The sequence below is a fragment of the Mesorhizobium sp. NPDC059054 genome, from assembly GCF_042739215.1.
Lineage (GTDB): Bacteria > Pseudomonadota > Alphaproteobacteria > Rhizobiales > Rhizobiaceae > Mesorhizobium.
Map to the genome: position 1 here is coordinate 23108 of NZ_JBHYHV010000003.1, position 18615 is coordinate 41722.

Below are 18615 nucleotides of genomic sequence, written 5' to 3' on the forward strand. Positions count from 1 at the left end.
AACCCGCATCGCAACACCGAGGAACAGGCATGCGTGTACATGAACCAAGTTTCCGGTTTATAAGTTTCTGGTTTGATAGATTTTAGTATGGACGCCTTTCCTTTTGCGGCCACTCTGCCGCAGGATGACGTGCCAAAGATCTTTTTTGAGGAACGATTACTCGCAGGAGAGAAGTAATGACTTTTTTCTATGTGCTCTTGGCTTTCATTGTCGGCTTGTTGATCGGCTGGTTTTTGTGGGGGCGTCTGCGTGATGAGCTTGCGCGTGCACGAGGCGATCTCGAAAGCATCCGCAACGAGCGCGACAGGTTGAAATCCGACGCGAAACGCCTGACCGGCGATCTGGAAACCTGCGCCAACGCGCGCGCCGATCTGGAGCGCCAATTGCGCGAGGCGAAATCCGCCTCGTCTTCTGCGGCTCCGCTGCGGGCCTCGTCGGCAACGGTTTCCGCGGCCCCCGCCAAGCCGGCGCAAGCCAAAGCGGCGAAGCCAGCCACGGCAGCTGCAGCCAAGCCGGCAAAAGCGGCTGCACCCAAGACGGCAGCATCCAAGCCAGCCGCGGCGTCAAAGCCGGCCACTGCGGTAGCATCCAAGCCGGCCACGGCAGCCGCATCAAAAGTGGCGACCGCAGCCCCGGCTAAACCGGCGAAGGCAGCCGCGTCGAAACCGAGCACAGCGGTAGCATCCAAGCCAGCCAAGGCGGCGGCGTCGCAGCCGACGAAGGCCGCGACCTCCAGCAAGCCGGCGCAAGCCAAGGCAGCTGCGGCGAAGCCAGCCGCGGCGGTTGCCTCCAAGCCGGCCAAGGCGCCAGCAGCCAAGACGGCGACATCCAAGCCGGCCAAGGCAGCAGCCCCCGCAAAAGCGGCCGCACCCAAGACGGCAAAGGCGACATCAGCCAAGCCGGATGACCTGCGTCGCCTGATCGGCATCGGGCCTGTCAATCAACGCCGCCTGAAGGAACACGGCATCACCACCTTTGCCCAGATCGCGGGCTGGACGGCGGCCGACATCAAACGGGTGGAGGATTATCTCCAGTTCGACGGGCGCATCGCGCGTGAGCGCTGGGTCGAGCAGGCCAAGCTTCTGGCAGCCGGCAACGAAAAGGAATTCGCCCGCCGATTCCCCACGGCTTCGGATTCCAGCAACACTTGAACGTGCCGGAATTGATGGCCGCGGACGCATCGCTGGCCAAGGCGTAAATCCGTCATCCTCGACCTCGAAGCGACCACAGGGAGCGGAGAGTGTCGGGGATGACCGAATTCCTGAGCCGCTGTCTCCAAGCTTAACCCATTCAGCAATGAGCCGTTTCCGTAGGACGGGGAAGCGGCCTAAGCTTCCAGTGGGTTGAGCCCCTTCGCCAGGAACGTCCGCGTCCGGCCCTTCGGGAAATCCGGCAACGTTCCGAATGGTTGATAGCCCTGGCGCTGATAGACCTTCAGGGCAGTCGGATTGAAGGTATCGATATAGGCGCCATGGCAGCCGCGCGCCGTGGCCTCGTCTTCCGCCGCCTGCAGCATCCTCGCAGCCATGTTCTGGCCGCGCAGGCTCTCATCCACCCACAGCCACTGCACGTAAAGCCAGCCCCAGGCTGTGTAGCCCGAGATGCCGGCCGCCACCTTGCCCCGGTCGCGGACCAGAACGGCCAGGGCACGCCTTTCCGCCGGACCAACATCCTGGACATTGAACGCCGAGAGGTTGTCGCCGACCAGCGCGAGCGCCAAAGGATCGGGTGTGTCGGTGACTTCGATCTTCATCCGGTAGCCTTGCCAGCGACGGCGCCATGCCTGTGCAGCAGCGGGTGTAGCGGCCTTTGTCATCGGCTTCAACGGCGCGGACCATTGCCCGTGCCGGGAACAGGGCTTCACCCGCACATGGACACCCGACTCCAAAGCCGACGCCGGCAGCGGGCCCCTGCGGGGCGCAGGACTAGTCCACATGTGCTAGTCGAGAATGCTTCGCGCCGGGACGGCAGTCTGATACCGCTGGTCGGTCAATTGAACAGCTCCGACGAACCGGCAGGTGTATCAAGAAGCATGATGGGTTCTGCGCGTTCCTCGCCAAAAAGAATAGTCGTCGCTGACGGACAACCGATCTTCAGGGAAGCGATGCTGCGGATCGTGCGAGGCACGTTCCCCCAGGCAGAGCTTTATGTTGCCAGCGACCTGGAAAGCCTGATGGCGCGGCGCGAGGTCGACCCCGAGCTGATCGTCCTGGACTTCCTGTGCCCGGATTACGATCCGGTCTTTTCGGCGCGCTGGCTGCGCGGCGAATTTCCGTACGCCTCGATCATCTTCGTCTCCTCCCTCGACGACCGCAGGATGATCGGCAATGTCGTCGCCAATGGCGCCGACGGGCATATCGGCAAGTCGGCCACGCCGGAGGAGATCGCCGAGGCGTTGCAGGCGATCGTCGCCGGCGCTCCGGCCGGACGGCCGACTGCGCCTTCGTCCCGCAACCGGGGCGAGTTGACATCGCGCCAGCGCGAGATACTCGACCTGATGGCGGAAGGCCGGTCAAACAAGGAAATCGGCCGCGCGCTCAACATTTCGCCCTTCACCGTTCGCATCCATGTCTCGGCGGTGCTGCGGTTCCTGGAAGTGGAGACGCGCGCCGCGGCAGTGGCGAAGGCGATCAGCACCGGCCTGTACCCGCGGTTCTGACGGACGCCAGAATCAACGGGAAGAAGGCAGACGGCTTTCCAGCTTTCGGGCTTCCTCGGTCTGGTTGAGGATCCAGTCGCGGAAAACCTTGATGCGTGCGCTGTTGCGGCGGCTCTCGAGATAGACCAGCCAGTAGCCGTCGCCGTCCGAACCCATCGCCTCGAAAGGCTGGATCAGCTGGCCCTTCGCGACGAGCGCACCGTAGAGATTCCGCGTGAGGATCGCCGCACCCTGATCGGTGATCGCCGCCATCGCGTCATAGACTTGCGACCCAAGGTCCGGCCCATGGATAGCCCGATCGATATCATATGGCACGCCCGCCGCTTCGAACCAGATCTTCCACCACGGATCGTCGGCGCAGCAGAGCGGCACCTTGTAGAGGTCTTCCGGCGTGTGGATGCCGCCGACACTTTCCGCAAGGCGTGGGCTGATCATCGGACAATAGTCCGCCTTGAAGAGATAGTGCGCGGTGAGGCCCGGCCAGCTGCCGCTTCCGGTGCGGATGCCGACATCGGTCGCCTCGCGGGTGAAATCGACAAGCCGGGGCGACGTCTCGACCTTCACGGCAAGTTCGGGATGCATCAGCTGGAATGTTCCAAGGCGAACTGCGAGCCAGTTCGACGCGAAGGTCTGCATCGTCGAGACGGAGAGAACGCCGCCCGCCCCACCCTTCGTCGCCAGCCAGGCATCGGCCAGCGTCGCGAAGGCCGACGAGGCCTCGGGTGCCAGCCGCGCGCCGGCCTCGGTAAGCTCTATCTGCCTTGTTTTCCGTATGAAAAGCGGCGTTCCGGCGCGTTCCTCCAGGAGCTTGATCTGGTGGCTCGCCGCAGACTGCGTCATGCCGAGCTCGTCGGCAGCCTTGGTGAAACTTCCGAGCCTGGCCGCGGCTTCGAACACCCGGACGGCTCCGAGAGGGGGCAGCTTCCAGCTCATGACGCATCAATCCTCCTCATGCATGATACGCGACGTTCGATTGGAAATGAAGCGCGGCCAGGAGCAATATCCTTTCATCAGATCACAGAAAGGAACTAGCCATGACCACGCTCTTGCACCTTTCGCCTCGCCGTCACCTCGCCCGCCTGTTGCTCGCCCCGTTCAAGCCACGCCCACAGGACCTGCTCGCCCGCAGCGACCTGCCGGATTACCTCAAGCGCGATATCGGCCTGCTCGACGGCGACGCCGCTTTCTGAACTGTTGCCTGAGAGGGAGTATCCATCATGACCATCGCCGCGGAAGCCTTGAAGCAGAGCCGCCAGGTCATCGATATGTATGAAGCCTACGCGGACCGGTATGACGAGATCGTCGGCAGCGAGCCGATCGAACGCGTCCAGGCAGCGCTGAAGCGTCTCGCGGCTGAAGTCGGCACGGACAGTCAGATCCTGGAAATCGGTTCCGGCGCCGGACGCGAAGCAGACTTTCTGGAAGATCTAGGCCTGCATGTAAGGCGCACCGATGCGACGCGACGCTTCCTCGAGATCCAGGCGGCACGCGGCAAGCAAGCCGATCTTCTCGACGTCGTCGCCGACGAACTGGGCGGCCCCTATGATGCGGTGGTCGCGCTCTGCGTCCTGTTCTATGTCCGTCGCGCCGAGATCGAAGCGGTTCTCGGCAAGGTCGCGCAGTCCCTGCGGCCCGGCGGCGTCTTCCTGGTCTCGATGCGCCACGGCGATGGCGAGAAGAACGGCGAGTACCAGACCGTCCTTTGGCGCCGCGACGACTTCGCGCGGCTCCTCGAAGACGCCGGCATGGCCGTTGTCTGGGACGAGTTTGCCGTCAACACCGGCAATGGCGAAGAATGGATATCCTTCCTGGCCGTGAAGGGGTCCTGAACTGCCGGTGGCGGCCTGAAAGGCTGCATCGTTGCGTCGAACTGCACCCGTTCATGTTTCGATTACTCGAACGCGGGCGACACGAAGGCGGATGCAAAAGCACCGATCTTTGGAGCGTTTCCGTTTTTGACGGGAACGCTCCAGCTCTTTATTTCTACGCAATTCCCGACGGAAACCCGCTGCACACTTTTCCTGGAATTGCTTTAGCCCGATCACCGGAAGCTGACGCTCGCCTGCACCATACGATGCCATGCGCGCATGGCTTGCGGCCTATGCGGCAGGCATGGCAACAAATCCCGGCGCAGTTCGCGCTACCGATTCCGGCATATCTCAAAACCCGACCCAACCCAGGAGAGCACAATGCACTTCGACAACCTGCGCCCCCGCTCCGGCCCTCTGCCCACCGACCTGCTCGCGATCTCGGACAAGATTTCAGATTGGCGCATAGAAGTGGTGGGACATGACTGATACGGCGAATTGGCTCGAACAACAGGCGATCTCGGAAGTCGAGTGCCTTGTACCTGATATGAACGGTGTGCTGCGCGGCAAGATCGTGCCTGCACCGAAACTGCTGGCGGCGCCCGACGATGCCGCGATCATGCTGCCGAACAGCGCCTTCATGGTGGCGGTGACCGGCCACTACACCGGCGCCATCGACGACGAAAGCGCCTACCAGGATGCCGACATGCGGCTCCAGCCCGACCTCGCCAGCCTTTGCCTGGCGGCGGGAACCCGACCCGGCCAAACCCCAACAAGAGCTTATGTCTTCTGCGATGCCTTTGCCCAGGACGGCACGCCGTGGCCGTCGTCGCCGCGACAGGTGCTGAAGTCGGTGATCGCGCTCTACGAGACGCGCGGCTGGCGGCCGGTGATGGCGCCGGAACTGGAATTTTATCTCACCGCGCCCAACCCGGACCCGAATGTGCCGCCCGGCGCACCCGTCGGTGTTTCCGGCCGTGCCGAGACTTCGGCCGCGCCTTACGACATGGAAGCGCTCGGCGAATTCCAGCCGGTCATCGACGCGATCTATCAGCGGGCGGAGATGATGGCGCTGCCGCTGGACACGATGATCCACGAAACCGGCGCCGGCCAGCTCGAGATCAACTTCAAGCATGGCGATCCGCTGCGGCTGGCCGACCAGGTGCTGCTGTTCAAGCGGCTGGTGCGCCAGGCGGCGCGCGAGCACGGGCTGGCGGCGACCTTCATGGCCAAGCCCATCGCCGAGCAGGCCAGCAGCTCGATGCACCTGCACATGTCGGTGGTCGATGCTGCCAGCGGTCTCAACCTGTTCGCCGACGCGGATGACCGCGACAGCGCGCTGTTCTCGCAGTTCATCGGCGGGCTGCAGGCCTATGTGCCGCAGGCCATGCCGCTGTTCGCACCCAATGTGAATTCGTTTCGCCGGCTGAAGCCGGGGTTCAGCGCACCGAACAATGTCGAATGGGCGCGCGACAACCGCACCTGCGGACTGCGCGTACCGGGCTCGAAACGCATCGGCCGGCGCGTCGAGAACCGGCTGCCGGGCGCCGACGCCAATCCCTATCTCGCCATGGCCGGATCGTTGCTGTGCGGCTATCTCGGCATCGAAGAGGGGCTGGAACGGCGGGCGGAAGCGCCGGCCAATGCCTACACGATCAAGCCCGATCTGCCGCGCACGCTGGAGGATGCGCTGGCGCGCCTCGATGGTTGCGAACCGGTGCGCCGGTTGCTCGGTAAGGCCTTCACCGACGCTTACCTGCGCCTGAAGCAGGTCGAGCTCGACAACTTCCAGGGCGTCATCACCACCTGGGAGCGCGATCACCTCTTCGGGAGGGTGTGATCATGGGCTTCAATTCCGGACTGGATATGGAGCGATCCTATTACGCGGCGACGGCCAGCCCGGCGCCACGGCATGCGGCGCTTGCCGGCGAGGTCGACGCCGACCTCGTCGTGGTCGGCGGCGGCTGCACCGGGCTCTCTGCCGCGTTGCACGCAGCGGAGCGCGGACTGAAGGTGGTGCTGCTGGAAGGCGGGCGCGTCGGCTGGGGCGCCTCCGGGCGCAATGGCGGGCAGATGATCGTCGGCCTGCGCAAGGGGGCGGAAGAGCTGGTCAAGCTCTACGGCCGCGAGCGCGCCAAGGCGTTGTTCGACCTCGCCTTCGAGGCGTGGGGGCTGGTGCTCGAGATGATCGAGCGCCATGCCATCGACTGCGACCTCAGGAAAACCGGCCACCTCGTCTGCGCGGTCAGCGACGGCGACATGGCCTGGTTCGAGCGCGAGGTCGAATGCCTGGCCACGGTCATGGACTATCCGCATGCCAGCATCCTGTCCGCGTCGGAATCCTTCGACGCGGTCGCCTCGCGCTACAAGGGGGCGTTCTTCGACGCGTTGGGCGGCCACATGCACCCGCTCAACTACACGCTGGGGCTGGCCCGCGCGGCAGCCGCCGCGGGGGTGACGATCCATGAGGGCTCACCGGCGCTGCGGCTCGACCGACGCGGCGGCATCAGGGTCGAGACGGCAAAGGGCGCGGTGCGCGCCCGCCATGCCGTGCTGGCCGGCGATTCCCTGCTCGCCGGCATCGATGCGCGTGTGGAAAGCCGCATCATGCCGGTCGGCAACTATATCGTCGCCACCGAGCCGCTGGCCGACGCCGGGGAGATCATCCCCAGCAACGCTGCCGTTTCGGACTCGCGTTTCGTCGTCAACTACTACAGGCTCTCGGCCGACGGGCGCCTGCTGTTCGGCGGCGGCGAGCGCTACACGCCGAGCCCGCCCGCCGACATCCAGGCCTTCGTGCGCCCGCATATGGAACAGACCTTCCCGCAGCTCAAAGGCCGCCGGATCGACTATGCCTGGGGCGGCCTGGTGTCGGTGACCACGTCGCGCTTTCCGCATGTCGGCCGCGACGGCGAGGTCTATTTCGCGCATGGCTATTCCGGCAAGGGCGTCATCCTGTCGACGCTGGCCGGCAAGCTGCTGGTCGAGGCGATATCGGGCGAAACCAGCCGCTTCGCGCTGTTCGAAGGGCTGAACCCGATGCCCTTCCCGGGCGGAGCGGCGCTGCGCGGACCGCTCTATGTGCTCGGCATGCTGTGGTACGCCATGCGCGACCGGCTGAAGCACTGAGCCCAGGGCAAGCAAGCTGGCGGGGGCCTTATGTCCCCGCCAGCTCCCTCGGACATCTCGGCCGGATTGGCACGCTCATCTGAGCGCGGTCTAATGCAATGTTAGGGTTTGGTTGCTAGCGTTCAGTGCAGGAGTGATGTTGGGGAGTATCACTTATGATCGCTCAAAGCCGTGCAGCCCTGGCTCCACGATCTGCCCGCGAGGACGAGCGCTCTTCGTTCCTCAGATTTGCACTCGTCATCATAGCGGCGGGGTTCACCGTGACGGCGATCCTCGGCTGGCTGTTTCCTGCCCTGGGCTAAGGTTCCCGGCTGAGCCGGCGATGCTAGCGCAGCCTCCTGCCGTCCCGGTCGAAGATGAGCGCGTCATCAGGCCGGAAGGAAACCTGCACGGAAGCGCCCGGGCCCTGATCGTGATAGCCGCGGCGTTCGACCAGGAGTTTTTCGCCGCTGGACAAGCGGCCGTGCCAGATCGAATTGCCGCCCAGGTTCTCGATCAGGTCGATCTCCATCGTGAGCGCGACGCCGGCTTCGGCCCCGATCTCGAAATGCTCCGGCCGCAGGCCGACCGTCACCTCCCGGTCGCTGCCGGGCACGGACGACGGGGCGGGCGCGAATGCGGTTTCAGCCAGGCCGATCGTGCCATCGGGGCGCATGGTGCCCTTGAAGAAATTCATCTTCGGCGAGCCGATGAAGCCGGCGACGAAGGCGTTGTCGGGATCGCGGTAGAGATCGATCGGACGGCCCTGCTGTTCGATGACGCCGCGGCGCAACACCACGATGCGATCGGCCATGGTCATCGCTTCGACCTGGTCATGGGTGACATAGATCATGGTGGCGCCGAGCTGCCGGTGCAGCTTGGTGATCTCGACACGCATTTGGACTCTCAGTTCCGCGTCGAGATTGGACAGCGGCTCGTCGAACAGAAACGCCTTCGGGTGACGCACGATGGCGCGGCCGATGGCGACGCGCTGGCGCTGCCCGCCGGAAAGCTGAGAGGGCTTGCGCTTGAGCAGCGGCTGCAGCTGCAGCGCGGCCGCGGCCTCGGTGACGCGCTTCTCGACCTCGGCCTTGGCCATGCCGTTCATGGAGAGGCCGAAACCCATGTTCCGCTCGACAGTCATGTGCGGGTAGAGCGCGTAGGACTGGAAGACCATGGCGAGCTCGCGATCGCCGGGCTCGATCGCGTTGACCCTCTTGTCGCCGATGAGGACATCACCGGAGGTGACGTCTTCCAGGCCGGCGATCATGCGCAGCAAGGTGGACTTGCCACAGCCGGACGGGCCGACAAAAACGCAGAACTCTCCGGATTCTATGGCGAGATCGACGCCGTTGATGACGTCGACCACGCCAAAGGATTTCCTGACCGTCTTCAGCTCGATTGCGCTCAATGCATGGCTCTCCCTGCTCGACAGATGCTTTTAGAGGAATTCATCCGGCCTTGCGCTGCGGCGCGGGCCCATTGACCAGCCAGTCGAGATCCGCCTCCGACAGCGTTATGTCGAGCGCCTGCAGGCTGTCGTCCAGCTCGGCCAATGTCCTTGGGCCGATCAGCGGAACGGAAGGGAAAGGCTGCGCGAGCACATAGGCCAGCGCCACATGGATCGGGCTCTTGCCGAGGCGGCCGGCCAGTTCGATCGCCCTGTCGCGTCGGGCGAAATTGTCCTCGGAATACCAGACCCGCACCAATTCCTCGCTGTCGCGCCTGTCGCGGCCGGCACGTTCGGTGAAGAAGCCGCGCCCCTGGCTCGACCAGGCAAAATTCGGCATCTGCCGCTCGATCAGCCAGTGCCTCCAGGCGGTGTCAGAGGAAGCGACGCAACCGTCCCAGATCGGCACCAGCATCTCGGCCAGCGAGAAATTGTTCGAAAGCGCGCCGGGAGCCTGCCTGCCGTTCTTTTCGGCATAGTCGATTGCCTCAGCCATGCGCTCTCGCGTCCAGTTGGAGCCGCCGAACGGACCACGGATGCGGCCCGCTTGCACCTCGGCATCCATCGCATCGACGAACTCGCCGACCGGCACATCCGGGTTGTCGCGATGCATGAAATAGATATCGACATGATCGGTCTGCAGCCGGTCGAGCGATAACGCCAGCTGCCTGCCGATCGCGTCGGGCGTGCAGAATGGCGTGTGCGCACCCTTGCCGATGACGACCGCTTCGTCGCGCGTGCCGCGATTGCGGTGCCATTCGCCGAACAGTTTCTCGGTATAGCCGCCGCCATAGACGAAGGCCGTGTCGAAGAGATTGCCGCCGGCCTCGAAGAAGGCATCGAGCAGGATCGCGCCGGACGAGAAGGTGCGGAAATCCTCGAAGCCCAGAGCGAGCACGGAAGAGGGCTTGGCCACACCCGGGACCTGGCGCTTCGGGATGCGCGTGCTGTTCCTGGCAAGCTTGCGACCCGAGATCGTGTTCGGGCGGCCGCCGGCTTTCTCGATGCCATATTCGAGGCCGATCGCGGCACGCCATCTGTCCATGACGCGCAGATTGCCCAGGCTGTCGGCCCAGCCCATGCCTGGCCATGCGAATTCCTGCCCGCCCGCCAGGATGGCGTCGCCGGCCGCATCGACTTCGAAGGAATAGAGCCAGCCCTCCTCGCGGACCTCAACGACCTGCCTGCCGTCGGCGGTGATGACGTCGATATGGCCGGTACCGCCCTGCTTGCCTGAGGCGAACCAGAAGTCGGCGACCTCGATGCGCCCTTTCGTGCCGAAGATGCGCAGCACGTTGTCCTGGGTGAGCGAGATGGAGCAGGAAACCTCCGCGACGATCCCGCCGGCGAATCTGAGCAGCGCCGAAGCCCATTCGTCGACGCCGGTCGTACCGAGATGGCCGGCACCGGCGACGCTTTCGGGATCGAGGAACGGCTTGCCCGCCGCAGCACCGGCGATCAGGCGGGCGATGGAAACCGGATAGCCGCCGACATCGAGAATGGCGCCACCGGCGAGGTCATTGGCGTAGAGGCGATGCTCGGGCATCACGGACGGCATCGCATAGCCAAAGGTGGAGCGGATCAGCCGCACCTCGCCGATAGCGCCGGCCTTGATCAGCTCGACCAGCTTCAGGGTCTGCGGATGCAGGCGGTACATATAGGCTTCGCCGAGAAACCGGCCGGCCTTGCGGGCGGCATGCATCATCGCATCCGCCTCGAAGGCCGTCAGCCCCATCGGCTTCTCGACCAGCACGTGCTTGCCGGCTTCGAGCGCCTTGATCGCCCATTCGGCATGGCCGGGGTGCGGCGTGGCGATGTAGACGGCATCGACCGCCGGGTCGGCGAGCAGCGCGTCGTAGCCCCGCAGGATGCGAGCGCCGGGGAAAGCGTCGGCGAGGCCTGGCTTGCCGGGATCGCGCGTGGCGATCGCCTCCAGCACGCCGCTGCGCGAATGCGCGACACCGCCTGCAAAAGCTTTGGCGATGGTGCCGGGCCCTACGATGCCCCAGCGGATCTTGTTCGACGTGCTCATGATGGTCTCCTGGATTGGCAGTGGGCTGAAACGGTCACTTGACCGCTCCCGCCGAGATTCCGGCGATGAAATGGCGTTGCAGGGCGACGAACAGGACGAGCATCGGTGCGGTGAGCACCACTGCCCCGACCATGATGCCGCCCCAGGACACTTTGGTGAGGCCGATCAGGCTGCCCAGCGCCACCGGCGCGGTCATCATCTCCGGCCGGCTGTTGACCAGCAGCGGCCACAGGTAGTTGTTCCAGCTGTGCAGGAAGAGGATGATCGACAGCGCGGCCAGCGTCGGCCGCGTCATCGGCAGCGCGATGTGGAAGAAGGTGCGCCATTCGCCGATGCCCTCGACCCGCGCCGCATCGAAGACCTCTTCCGGCAGCATGGTGAAGGACTGGCGCATGAACAGCACGCCGAGCGAATTGAACAGCGGCGGCACGATCAGCGCGAACCAGCTGTTGGCCATGTTGAAGTCGCGCGCCACCATGATGAACTGTGGAATGACGACGACGAAATAGGGCAAGGTGATCGTGCCGAAGATGATGCCGATCACCGCCGTGCGGCCGACGAAGCGATAGCGCGCCAGCGCCCAGCCGGCCATCGATGTGAGTGCCACCGAAATCAGCGTGTAGACCAAAGCCACGACGATCGAGATCGACATGGCGCGGATGAAATTGGTGTCGTGCTGCAGATTGGCGAAATTGTCGGCGAAGGCTGTCGACGGCAGCAATCGTATGGACGAGCCGAAGATGCCGTCGTCGGGCAGTGTGGCGAAGACGAACATCGTCCACAGCGGGAACAGCCAGATCAGCGCCAGCGGCAGAAGCACGGCGTGGAGTGCCAGGGCACGACCCGTTCGGGCGGTGAACATCAGCGGCGCTCCTTTCCGGCCCACATGTTGAGCAGCGAGAGCGCCATGGCGATTGCCGCGATGGTGTAGGCAATGGCCGACGCATAGCCGAAGTTGAACGACAGGAAGCCCTGCCGGTAGAGCAGCATGCCGAGCGTTTCGGTGGCGCCGCCGGGGCCGCCGCGATTGGTGATGAGGAACGGCTCGGTGAACAGCTGCATGGTGCCGATGATCGACAGCACGATGCAAAACAGGATGATTGGCCGCAGGAGCGGCACGGTGATGAACAGGAACTGGCGCGTCTTGGAAACCTTGTCGAGGGTCGCGGCCTCGTAGAGGTCCTGAGGGATGGACTGCAGGCCGGCCAGGATCAGGATGGCGTTGTAGCCGGCCCAGCGCCAGGTGACGGCAATGATGATCAGCGCCATGGCCGCGGTCGGGTTCGAGGTCCAGGACACAGGCGCGATGCCGATCAGGGCCAGCAGCTTGTTGATGATGCCGAACTCGTAGTTGAACATCAGCCGGAAGACGGCGGCATAGGCGACCTCGCCGACCACGACGGGTGCGAAGAAGGCAAAGCGGAACAGGCCGCGCGCCTTGAGCAGAGGCGAGTGCAGCAGCACGGCCAGCACGGTTGCCAGCGTAATCATCACCGGCACCTGCACGACGAGGATGATCAGCGTGTTCTTCAGCGCGTTGGCGAAGGCCGGATCGACCAGCAGGCGGCCCCAATTGGCCTGCGGCGCGAATGTCCACGGCAGGCGGCGCGTGTTGAGGAACGACATCCAGAACGAGCTGACGATCGGCCACACCCAGAAGGCGAGGAAGATCAGCAGATACGGCGTCAGGAAACCGTAGGCTGTGAGTGTGCGGGGCCGCATTCCAACTCCACGAGACATGAGACACCGGCGACGAGCGCAGGTTCGAGGGGCTAGAGCGTCCGCTGCGCGTCCGATTGGACGCTCTAGCCCTCTGCCGGCGCTGTCCTTGTTTGCGCGTGATCTTTGTCCGAAAAGTCTGCAACTTTTCAGGATCACGCCCTTGGGAGGTTACTGGGACAGGGGCAGACCTGTTGCCAATTCGATCTGCTTGGCAGCGTCCTCGAGGGCCGCCTTGGCATCCGGATAGCCGCCTTCGATGTATTTCAGCTGCGTGGCGGTGAGGATCTTGTTGGCGTCGGTGAAATAGGTCGTGCCGCGGCTGGGCTTGACCTTGGGCAAGGTCGACAGGACGTCGACCCACACCTTCTGATCGCCCCAATAGGGCTGGCCCGATTGCACGTAAGGGTCATCGAGCGCGCTCAGAAGCGACGGCACCAGCCCATAGGCTTTCAGCATGGTGACCTGCCCTTCGACGGTGCCCAGCGCGTAGCTGGTGAAGGCGTAGGCGGCTTCCTTGTTCTGGGAGGTCTCGGTGATCGCCAGCGACGAACCGCCGAGATTGGCCGCATGCGGGCCGTCGGCAGAGGCACTGGGCAAGGGATAGACGCCCCATTTGCCGGCGAGATCCGGAGCATTGGAACGGATCGTGCCTTCATACCAGCCGCCGAAGATATGCGTGGCGACCTTGCCGGCCTTGGTGGCCTGGATCTTCTCGTCCCAGTTGCCGGCGCTGACGAGGTTGGCGTCCTTCATCTTCTTGACGGCATCCAGCGCGGTGACGCAGCCGGGTTGGGTGACGGTGATCGCGGAGCCGTCCTGCGAGAAGTAGCCGCAGCCCTGCTCGTTCGAGATCATGCGGAAGAACTCGTCGTCGCCGTTGAGGTCGGCCTGGGTCATGATGACACCGGGATTGGCCTCCATGATCTTCTTGCCGGCGGCGACGAAATCGTCCCACGTCTTGATGGAGGCGGGATCGACGCCTGCCTTCTCGTAGTAATCGCGGCGGTAGAACACCGTGACCGGGCCGGAGTCCCAGGGCATGGCGTAGACCTTGCCGTTCGCCTCCAGCTCGACGCGCTTGAATTCGGGAAACAGCTGCGCCGTAGCGTCGGTATAGCCGAGCGTCTTCAGGTCGGCGAAGCAATCGGGAAACTGGTTCCAGAAGATCTCGGCTTCCTGGTTTTCAATCGAGATGATGTCGGGCAGCCCGGCGCCGCCGGCGGCACAGCCGGCCAGGGTCTTGTCGAACACCTGCTGGTTGCCGAGATCCTGCACGGTCACCTTCACATCGGGGTGCTTCTTGTTGAAGCCCGCGATCGTCTCCTTCAGCGACGAAGCGGCGATGTTCCAGCTCCAGATGGTGATCTCGCCGGACTGGGCGAGCGCCGGTCCCTGACTGAGCGCAAGCGCCATCGCCGCGCACACGAGTGTGGTACGCATCCTGTTCCTCCCATTTCGATTGCTCTCTCCCGGAGCATGCCGAGATTAGCGGCTGGAAACGGCCGGTCTCCCGCAAACGGAACATGAATTTGCCGAATGGTAAGGTGGCGGGCGGCATTGTCCGTCAGGGTGGCTCACCCGGGTGCAAGATAATCAAGTGAAGGAAGAGACCCCCACCCCTAACCCCTCCCCTCAAGGGGGAGGGAGAGCTGCCGCGCGCCCAAATTCCCCTCCCCCTTGAGGGGAGGGGTTAGGGGTGGGGGTACTCGTAGGGCACGAAGGTTCCGCCGACGGCGCTTCCATTTGCGCCTGGAAAGGACCGCGCTACACTGGACGCGGTTCTTCGCTTGCTAAAACAGGAGCTCCCGGCTTGGTGGACAGCAAGAGTGCAGGCGGTTCTTACTGGCGTACCGGCGCAAGCACGGTTGAAGCCTTCCCCATGCAATTGCAGATGTTCCACACCCATCCCACGGTCATGGAGGCGCCGCACTGGCACGCCCAGGTCGAGGTGAACTTCATCGTGGAAGGCAAGGTCCATTACCTGATGGCTGATCGCGAACTGGTGCTGACCAAGGGCGATCTCTGCCTGTTCTGGGGCGGCATCCCGCACCAGATGGATTGGCGCAGCGACGATACGATCTATGCCGGCGCACATCTGCCATTGGTGCATTTCTTCAGGCTGAACCTGCCCACCGGCATCCAGCAGCATCTGATGGCGGGCCAGGTGCTGATCCTGCGCGCGACCGATCCGGCCGACGGCTGCAATTTCGAGCGCTGGAACCTCTATGCCCGCTCGGGCGATGCCGCCAAGGCCGCACATGCCGTGAACGAATTGCTGCTGCGCATCGAGCGCATGCGTTTCGAACCCTATGAACTGCTGCCCGGCGCGGCGATCGCAACAGACACCGCCGACGCGTTCGACCAGCGCGCGCTGCCCTTGGCGTTGCGCATCTGCGCCTACATCGCCGACAATTTCCGCGACGATATCAGCATCACCGACATCGCCGCCGAATTCGCCATCCATCCCAAATATGCGATGAGCGTCTTCCGGCGTTCCACCGGCATGACCCTCAATGAATATCTGAACCTTCTGCGCCTCAGCTATGCGCAGGCGATGCTGATGCGGGAGGACGCCAACGTCCTGCACATCGCCATGGAAAGCGGCTTCGGCTCGCTGAGCGCCTTCAACAAATCCTTCCGCAGGCTGGCCGGCATGACGCCCTCCAGCTTCCGCCGCGCGGGATCGACCGCCTGACCCCGCGAAGGCTGTCGTGCAGCCTTCGCGGGAACAGGCGCATCACATGTTGAACATGCGTCGCAGCGATTGCCCGAAAGTCGCATCGTCCTGCTCGCGGCGCATGTCGATGAACATCTTCGCGTCGTTGCCGGTCGGATAACGCAGGCGGTCCGTATCGTCGGTCGCGGCAACGAAGATCGTCTCGGCGACGTCCGATGTTTCCGCCGCCTGCAGGGTGGCGAAGGCCTCCACCGTGCCCTTCACCAGCGCGGCATATTCGGGCATGGAATCGTCGGAGCTGAAGACGAGCGAGCGGCTGCCGAAATCGGACTTGGTCATGCCCGGCTCGACCAGCTTCACCCGCACACCGATCGCGCCGAGCTCGTAGGAGAGCGCCTCGGTGAGACCTTCCACCGCGAACTTGCTGCCATGATAAAGCGAGCCCAGCGGGAACGCGACGCGACCGCCCATCGAGCTGATGTTGACGATCGTGCCGCGGCCGCGGCTGCGCATATGAGGAAGCACCGCCCTGGTGACCGCGAGCAGGCCGACGACATTGGTGTCGAACTGCCTGCGGATGGTTTCGAGCGACGTCGCCTCGAGCGGGCCATAGGCGCCGAAACCGGCGTTGTTGACCAGAACATCGATCGGGCCGAACGCCTGCACGCCTTCGGCGACGGCATCGCGAATGCTCGCTTCGTCCGTCACATCGAGGCGCAGGACGCGGACATTGTCGAGCCGGTTGAGCTCGGTTTCGCTTTCCGGCGCCCGCATGGTGGCGACGACGTTCCAGCCACGGGCCTGGAACAGCCTGGCCGTCTCCCGGCCGATCCCGGTCGACGCGCCTGTTATGAGAACTGTCTGTGACATGCTCACTCCTTCGCCCACCGGCATGCGGCAGGCTCTTTTCCGCAGCCCAGGGATTTGGGCCATCACTGCGATGAAGTGGCATGTAGCAATTCTGATTATGAAGATAATCTGCCGCCAACGATAAGGGTCTTGAACCTGAAGTTCATAGTCGTAAACTGCCGTGCAGACATGCAACGATGATCCTGACCGGCTCAATTCCATGAATCGCGACCTGTTCGACGGATTGCCGCACTTCCTGGCTGTCGCGCGCCATGGCAGCTTCACCGCCGCCGCGGAAGCGCTCGACATCAGCCCGACAGCGATGAGCAAGGCGATCAGGGCGCTCGAGACGCGCTACCAGACCAAACTCTTCCAGCGCACGACCCGGCATGTGCGGCTGACCGATGCCGGCGCGGAGCTGTTCCAGCGCCTCGACCGCGCGGCCAACGAGATCAGCGATGCGCTGGCCACACTGAGCGCGGCCCAGTCGGTGCCGGCAGGCACGCTGCGCCTCACCATCCCGCGAAGCGCCATGCGCTATCCGGTCCTGCCGATCATCGAGCGTTTTCAGGAGCTGTATCCGAGGGTGGTGCTCGACATATCGTTGAACGACGCGCTCGTCGATCTTGTCGCCGATGGCTACGACGCCGGCATCCGCCTGGGCGAAGCCATCGACAAGGACATGATCGCGGTACGGCTGACGCCCGGGAACAGATGGGCCATCGCCGCGAGCCCCGACTACCTCGCCCGTTCGGGAACGCCGAAACGACTCGAGGACCTGTCGCAACACAAGGCCATCCTGTTCCGGTTCCAGGCCTCGCGGACGCTTCACATCTGGGAGTTCGAGCGCCGTGGAAGAACGATCCGTGTGAAGATGCCCCAGCAGGTGATCGTCGACGACCGGCTGGCGCTCGTCCGTCTTGTGAAAGCCGGGATCGGGCTTGGCTATGTCCAGGAGCCGGAGGTCCAGGAAGAGGTCGAACGCGGCGAACTGCAACTGCTGTTTGCCGACCAGATCGGCAAGGATGACGGTATCTTCCTCTATTTCCCGACGGCGATGCAGAGCCAGCCGAAGCTGCGCGCCTTCATCGATGTCGCCAGGGCGATACACGCACGATAACAACGCCGGTGCGACGACCAGCTTCTTGTGGGCTTCCGCCATCTGGAAATTGCCTCGCCCGGCATCCTGTGGCATCGCCACGGCGCATTGTGCTCGCGCGAGTCTCTTGGTAGTTTTGACCAAAAGATAAAAAAGCCAGCCAGGGGAACCAAGCAACATGTCGACTTCCAGCTCTTTTACGCCGTCCCGCCGCACCGTCCTGAAAGGCGTCGGTGCCGGCGCCGCACTTGCCATGACCGGCGGTTTCGCCGGCCGCGCCTTCGCCGCCGATCCGATCAAGGTCGCGGCCGTCTATACGGTGCCGGTCGAGCAGCAGTGGGTGAGCCGCATCCACAAGGCGGCCAATGCCGCCAAGGAACGCGGCGACATCGAATATGTCTTCTCGGAAAACACCGCCAACACCGATTACGAGCGCGTGCTTCGTGAATATTGCGAGGCCGGCCACAAGCTGATCCTGGGCGAGGTCTTCGGCGTCGAGGACGCGGCGCGCGCCGTCGCCACCGACTATCCGGACGTCGCCTTCCTGGCTGGTTCCAGCTTCAAGCCCGATGCGGAGAAGCTGCCGAATTTCGCGACCTTCGACAACTACATCCAGGACGCCTCCTACCTCACCGGGCTGATCGCCGGCGCAATGACCAAGTCGAAGAACATCGGCATGGTCGGCGGCTATCCGATCCCGGAAGTGAACCGGCTGATGAACGCCTTCATCGCCGGCGTGAAGGAAAGCGCGCCCGACACCAAGTTCCAGGTCGCCTTCATCGGCTCGTGGTTCGATCCGCCCAAGGCGAAGGAAACCGCCTTCGCGCAGATCGACGCGGGCGCCGACCTGCTCTACGCCGAGCGTTTCGGCGTTTCGGACGCAGCCAAGGAGCGCAAGGTGCTGGCGGTGGGCAACGTCATCGACACGCAGAAGGACTATCCCGACACGGTGGTCGCTTCGGCGCTGTGGCACTTCGAGCCGACGCTCGACCACGCGATCGCCCAGGTGAAGGCCGGCGCCTTCAAGGCCGAGGACTACGGCGTCTATTCCTTCATGAAGAACGGCGGCTGCTCGCTGGCGCCGCTCGGTTCCTTCGACGGCAAGGTGCCGGCCGAGGTGATGGCCAAGGTCGCCGAGAAGGAAAAGGCGATCAAGGACGGCAGCCTGACGATCGAGATCGATGACAAGGAGCCGAAGTCGAGCTAAGCGG

The 18615-nt window shown here is 64.1% G+C and carries 18 protein-coding genes; 10 read left to right on the plus strand and 8 right to left on the minus strand.

Annotated elements, in window-relative coordinates; translation table 11 throughout:
* Positions 1–176: 176 nt before the first annotated feature.
* Positions 177–1151 carry a proton-conducting membrane transporter gene (locus ACFWXH_RS13615; RefSeq protein ID WP_379121003.1) on the plus strand — a complete coding sequence of 325 codons (975 nt, stop codon included), beginning with the start codon at positions 177–179 and terminating at the stop codon, positions 1149–1151.
* 176 nt (positions 1152–1327) lie between these two features.
* On the opposite strand, the gene ACFWXH_RS13620 is transcribed toward ACFWXH_RS13615, so the two are convergent.
* Complete coding sequence (locus tag ACFWXH_RS13620; RefSeq protein ID WP_379122201.1) at positions 1328–1753, minus strand: GNAT family N-acetyltransferase; 426 nt, start codon at positions 1751–1753, stop codon at positions 1328–1330.
* A 351-nt stretch (positions 1754–2104) separates the two neighbouring features.
* On the opposite strand from ACFWXH_RS13620, the gene ACFWXH_RS13625 reads away from it, so the two are divergent.
* Positions 2105–2659, plus strand: a complete 555-nt coding sequence (locus ACFWXH_RS13625) for a LuxR C-terminal-related transcriptional regulator (protein ID WP_379121005.1) — start codon at positions 2105–2107, stop codon at positions 2657–2659.
* A gap of 12 nt (positions 2660–2671) precedes the next feature.
* Here the strand turns inward: ACFWXH_RS13625 and ACFWXH_RS13630 are convergent, their stop codons facing one another.
* Positions 2672–3592, minus strand: coding sequence for a LysR substrate-binding domain-containing protein (locus ACFWXH_RS13630; RefSeq protein WP_379121007.1), 921 nt, complete (start codon positions 3590–3592; stop codon positions 2672–2674).
* 101 nt (positions 3593–3693) lie between these two features.
* Here ACFWXH_RS13630 and ACFWXH_RS13635 point away from each other — a divergent pair, with 101 nt between their 5' ends.
* The 5 genes from ACFWXH_RS13635 (at position 3694) to ACFWXH_RS13655 (ending at position 7898) form a co-directional block, all read left to right on the plus strand.
* Positions 3694–3849, plus strand: a complete 156-nt coding sequence (locus ACFWXH_RS13635) for a hypothetical protein (RefSeq protein WP_379121009.1) — start codon at positions 3694–3696, stop codon at positions 3847–3849.
* 27 nt (positions 3850–3876) lie between these two features.
* The gene (locus tag ACFWXH_RS13640) at positions 3877–4488 is read left to right on the plus strand and encodes a class I SAM-dependent DNA methyltransferase (protein ID WP_379121011.1); all 612 of its coding nucleotides are present in this window, start codon (positions 3877–3879) and stop codon (positions 4486–4488) included.
* A gap of 460 nt (positions 4489–4948) precedes the next feature.
* Positions 4949–6307 carry a glutamine synthetase family protein gene (locus tag ACFWXH_RS13645; RefSeq protein WP_379121013.1) on the plus strand — a complete coding sequence of 453 codons (1359 nt, stop codon included), beginning with the start codon at positions 4949–4951 and terminating at the stop codon, positions 6305–6307.
* Positions 6308–6309: 2 nt separating this feature from the next.
* On the plus strand, positions 6310–7596 hold the full coding sequence (locus tag ACFWXH_RS13650; protein WP_379121015.1) for an NAD(P)/FAD-dependent oxidoreductase: 1287 nt from the start codon (positions 6310–6312) through the stop codon (positions 7594–7596).
* Between the two features lie 155 nt (positions 7597–7751).
* The gene (locus tag ACFWXH_RS13655; protein ID WP_379121017.1) at positions 7752–7898 is read left to right on the plus strand and encodes a hypothetical protein; all 147 of its coding nucleotides are present in this window, start codon (positions 7752–7754) and stop codon (positions 7896–7898) included.
* A gap of 23 nt (positions 7899–7921) precedes the next feature.
* Here the strand turns inward: ACFWXH_RS13655 and ACFWXH_RS13660 are convergent, their stop codons facing one another.
* From ACFWXH_RS13660 to ACFWXH_RS13680, 5 genes are all read right to left on the minus strand, one after another.
* On the minus strand, positions 7922–8986 hold the full coding sequence (locus ACFWXH_RS13660) for an ABC transporter ATP-binding protein (protein WP_379121020.1): 1065 nt from the start codon (positions 8984–8986) through the stop codon (positions 7922–7924).
* 40 nt (positions 8987–9026) lie between these two features.
* Entirely contained in the window at positions 9027–11057 is a 2031-nt protein-coding gene (locus ACFWXH_RS13665) for an aldo/keto reductase (RefSeq protein WP_379121022.1), read from the minus strand.
* A gap of 34 nt (positions 11058–11091) precedes the next feature.
* The gene (locus ACFWXH_RS13670; RefSeq protein WP_379121024.1) at positions 11092–11919 is read right to left on the minus strand and encodes a carbohydrate ABC transporter permease; all 828 of its coding nucleotides are present in this window, start codon (positions 11917–11919) and stop codon (positions 11092–11094) included.
* A complete protein-coding gene (locus ACFWXH_RS13675) occupies positions 11919–12779 on the minus strand; it encodes a carbohydrate ABC transporter permease (RefSeq protein ID WP_379121026.1) in 861 nt (286 codons plus the stop codon). Before ACFWXH_RS13675 ends, ACFWXH_RS13670 begins: the two co-directional genes overlap by 1 nt.
* Before the next feature lie 168 nt (positions 12780–12947).
* On the minus strand, positions 12948–14219 hold the full coding sequence (locus tag ACFWXH_RS13680) for an ABC transporter substrate-binding protein (protein ID WP_379121028.1): 1272 nt from the start codon (positions 14217–14219) through the stop codon (positions 12948–12950).
* A gap of 370 nt (positions 14220–14589) precedes the next feature.
* On the opposite strand from ACFWXH_RS13680, the gene ACFWXH_RS13685 reads away from it, so the two are divergent.
* Positions 14590–15474 (plus strand): helix-turn-helix domain-containing protein, encoded by an 885-nt coding sequence (locus tag ACFWXH_RS13685; protein WP_379121030.1) that lies wholly within the window; start codon positions 14590–14592, stop codon positions 15472–15474.
* Between the two features lie 42 nt (positions 15475–15516).
* Here the strand turns inward: ACFWXH_RS13685 and ACFWXH_RS13690 are convergent, their stop codons facing one another.
* Complete coding sequence (locus ACFWXH_RS13690; RefSeq protein WP_379121032.1) at positions 15517–16326, minus strand: SDR family oxidoreductase; 810 nt, start codon at positions 16324–16326, stop codon at positions 15517–15519.
* Positions 16327–16525: 199 nt separating this feature from the next.
* On the opposite strand from ACFWXH_RS13690, the gene ACFWXH_RS13695 reads away from it, so the two are divergent.
* Both ACFWXH_RS13695 and ACFWXH_RS13700 read left to right on the plus strand, forming a co-directional pair.
* Positions 16526–17425 (plus strand): LysR substrate-binding domain-containing protein, encoded by a 900-nt coding sequence (locus tag ACFWXH_RS13695; protein ID WP_379121034.1) that lies wholly within the window; start codon positions 16526–16528, stop codon positions 17423–17425.
* A gap of 157 nt (positions 17426–17582) precedes the next feature.
* Positions 17583–18611: a BMP family protein gene (locus tag ACFWXH_RS13700; RefSeq protein ID WP_379121036.1), complete on the plus strand. Its 1029-nt coding sequence runs from the start codon at positions 17583–17585 to the stop codon at positions 18609–18611.
* The last annotated feature ends 4 nt before the right edge of the window (positions 18612–18615 follow it).

Coding starts and splice junctions, on each gene's coding strand:
- ACFWXH_RS13700 (WP_379121036.1), top strand. CDS start 17,583: ATGTCGACTTCCAGCTCTTTTACGCCGTCCCGCCGCACCGTCCTGAAA.
- ACFWXH_RS13670 (WP_379121024.1), bottom strand. CDS start 11,919: ATGTTCACCGCCCGAACGGGTCGTGCCCTGGCACTCCACGCCGTGCTT.
- ACFWXH_RS13625 (WP_379121005.1), top strand. CDS start 2,105: ATGCTGCGGATCGTGCGAGGCACGTTCCCCCAGGCAGAGCTTTATGTT.
- ACFWXH_RS13680 (WP_379121028.1), bottom strand. CDS start 14,219: ATGCGTACCACACTCGTGTGCGCGGCGATGGCGCTTGCGCTCAGTCAG.
- ACFWXH_RS13640 (WP_379121011.1), top strand. CDS start 3,877: ATGACCATCGCCGCGGAAGCCTTGAAGCAGAGCCGCCAGGTCATCGAT.
- ACFWXH_RS13675 (WP_379121026.1), bottom strand. CDS start 12,779: ATGCGGCCCCGCACACTCACAGCCTACGGTTTCCTGACGCCGTATCTG.
- ACFWXH_RS13690 (WP_379121032.1), bottom strand. CDS start 16,326: ATGTCACAGACAGTTCTCATAACAGGCGCGTCGACCGGGATCGGCCGG.
- ACFWXH_RS13620 (WP_379122201.1), bottom strand. CDS start 1,753: ATGAAGATCGAAGTCACCGACACACCCGATCCTTTGGCGCTCGCGCTG.
- ACFWXH_RS13650 (WP_379121015.1), top strand. CDS start 6,310: ATGGGCTTCAATTCCGGACTGGATATGGAGCGATCCTATTACGCGGCG.
- ACFWXH_RS13630 (WP_379121007.1), bottom strand. CDS start 3,592: ATGAGCTGGAAGCTGCCCCCTCTCGGAGCCGTCCGGGTGTTCGAAGCC.
- ACFWXH_RS13655 (WP_379121017.1), top strand. CDS start 7,752: ATGATCGCTCAAAGCCGTGCAGCCCTGGCTCCACGATCTGCCCGCGAG.
- ACFWXH_RS13615 (WP_379121003.1), top strand. CDS start 177: ATGACTTTTTTCTATGTGCTCTTGGCTTTCATTGTCGGCTTGTTGATC.
- ACFWXH_RS13645 (WP_379121013.1), top strand. CDS start 4,949: ATGACTGATACGGCGAATTGGCTCGAACAACAGGCGATCTCGGAAGTC.
- ACFWXH_RS13635 (WP_379121009.1), top strand. CDS start 3,694: ATGACCACGCTCTTGCACCTTTCGCCTCGCCGTCACCTCGCCCGCCTG.
- ACFWXH_RS13695 (WP_379121034.1), top strand. CDS start 16,526: ATGAATCGCGACCTGTTCGACGGATTGCCGCACTTCCTGGCTGTCGCG.
- ACFWXH_RS13665 (WP_379121022.1), bottom strand. CDS start 11,057: ATGAGCACGTCGAACAAGATCCGCTGGGGCATCGTAGGGCCCGGCACC.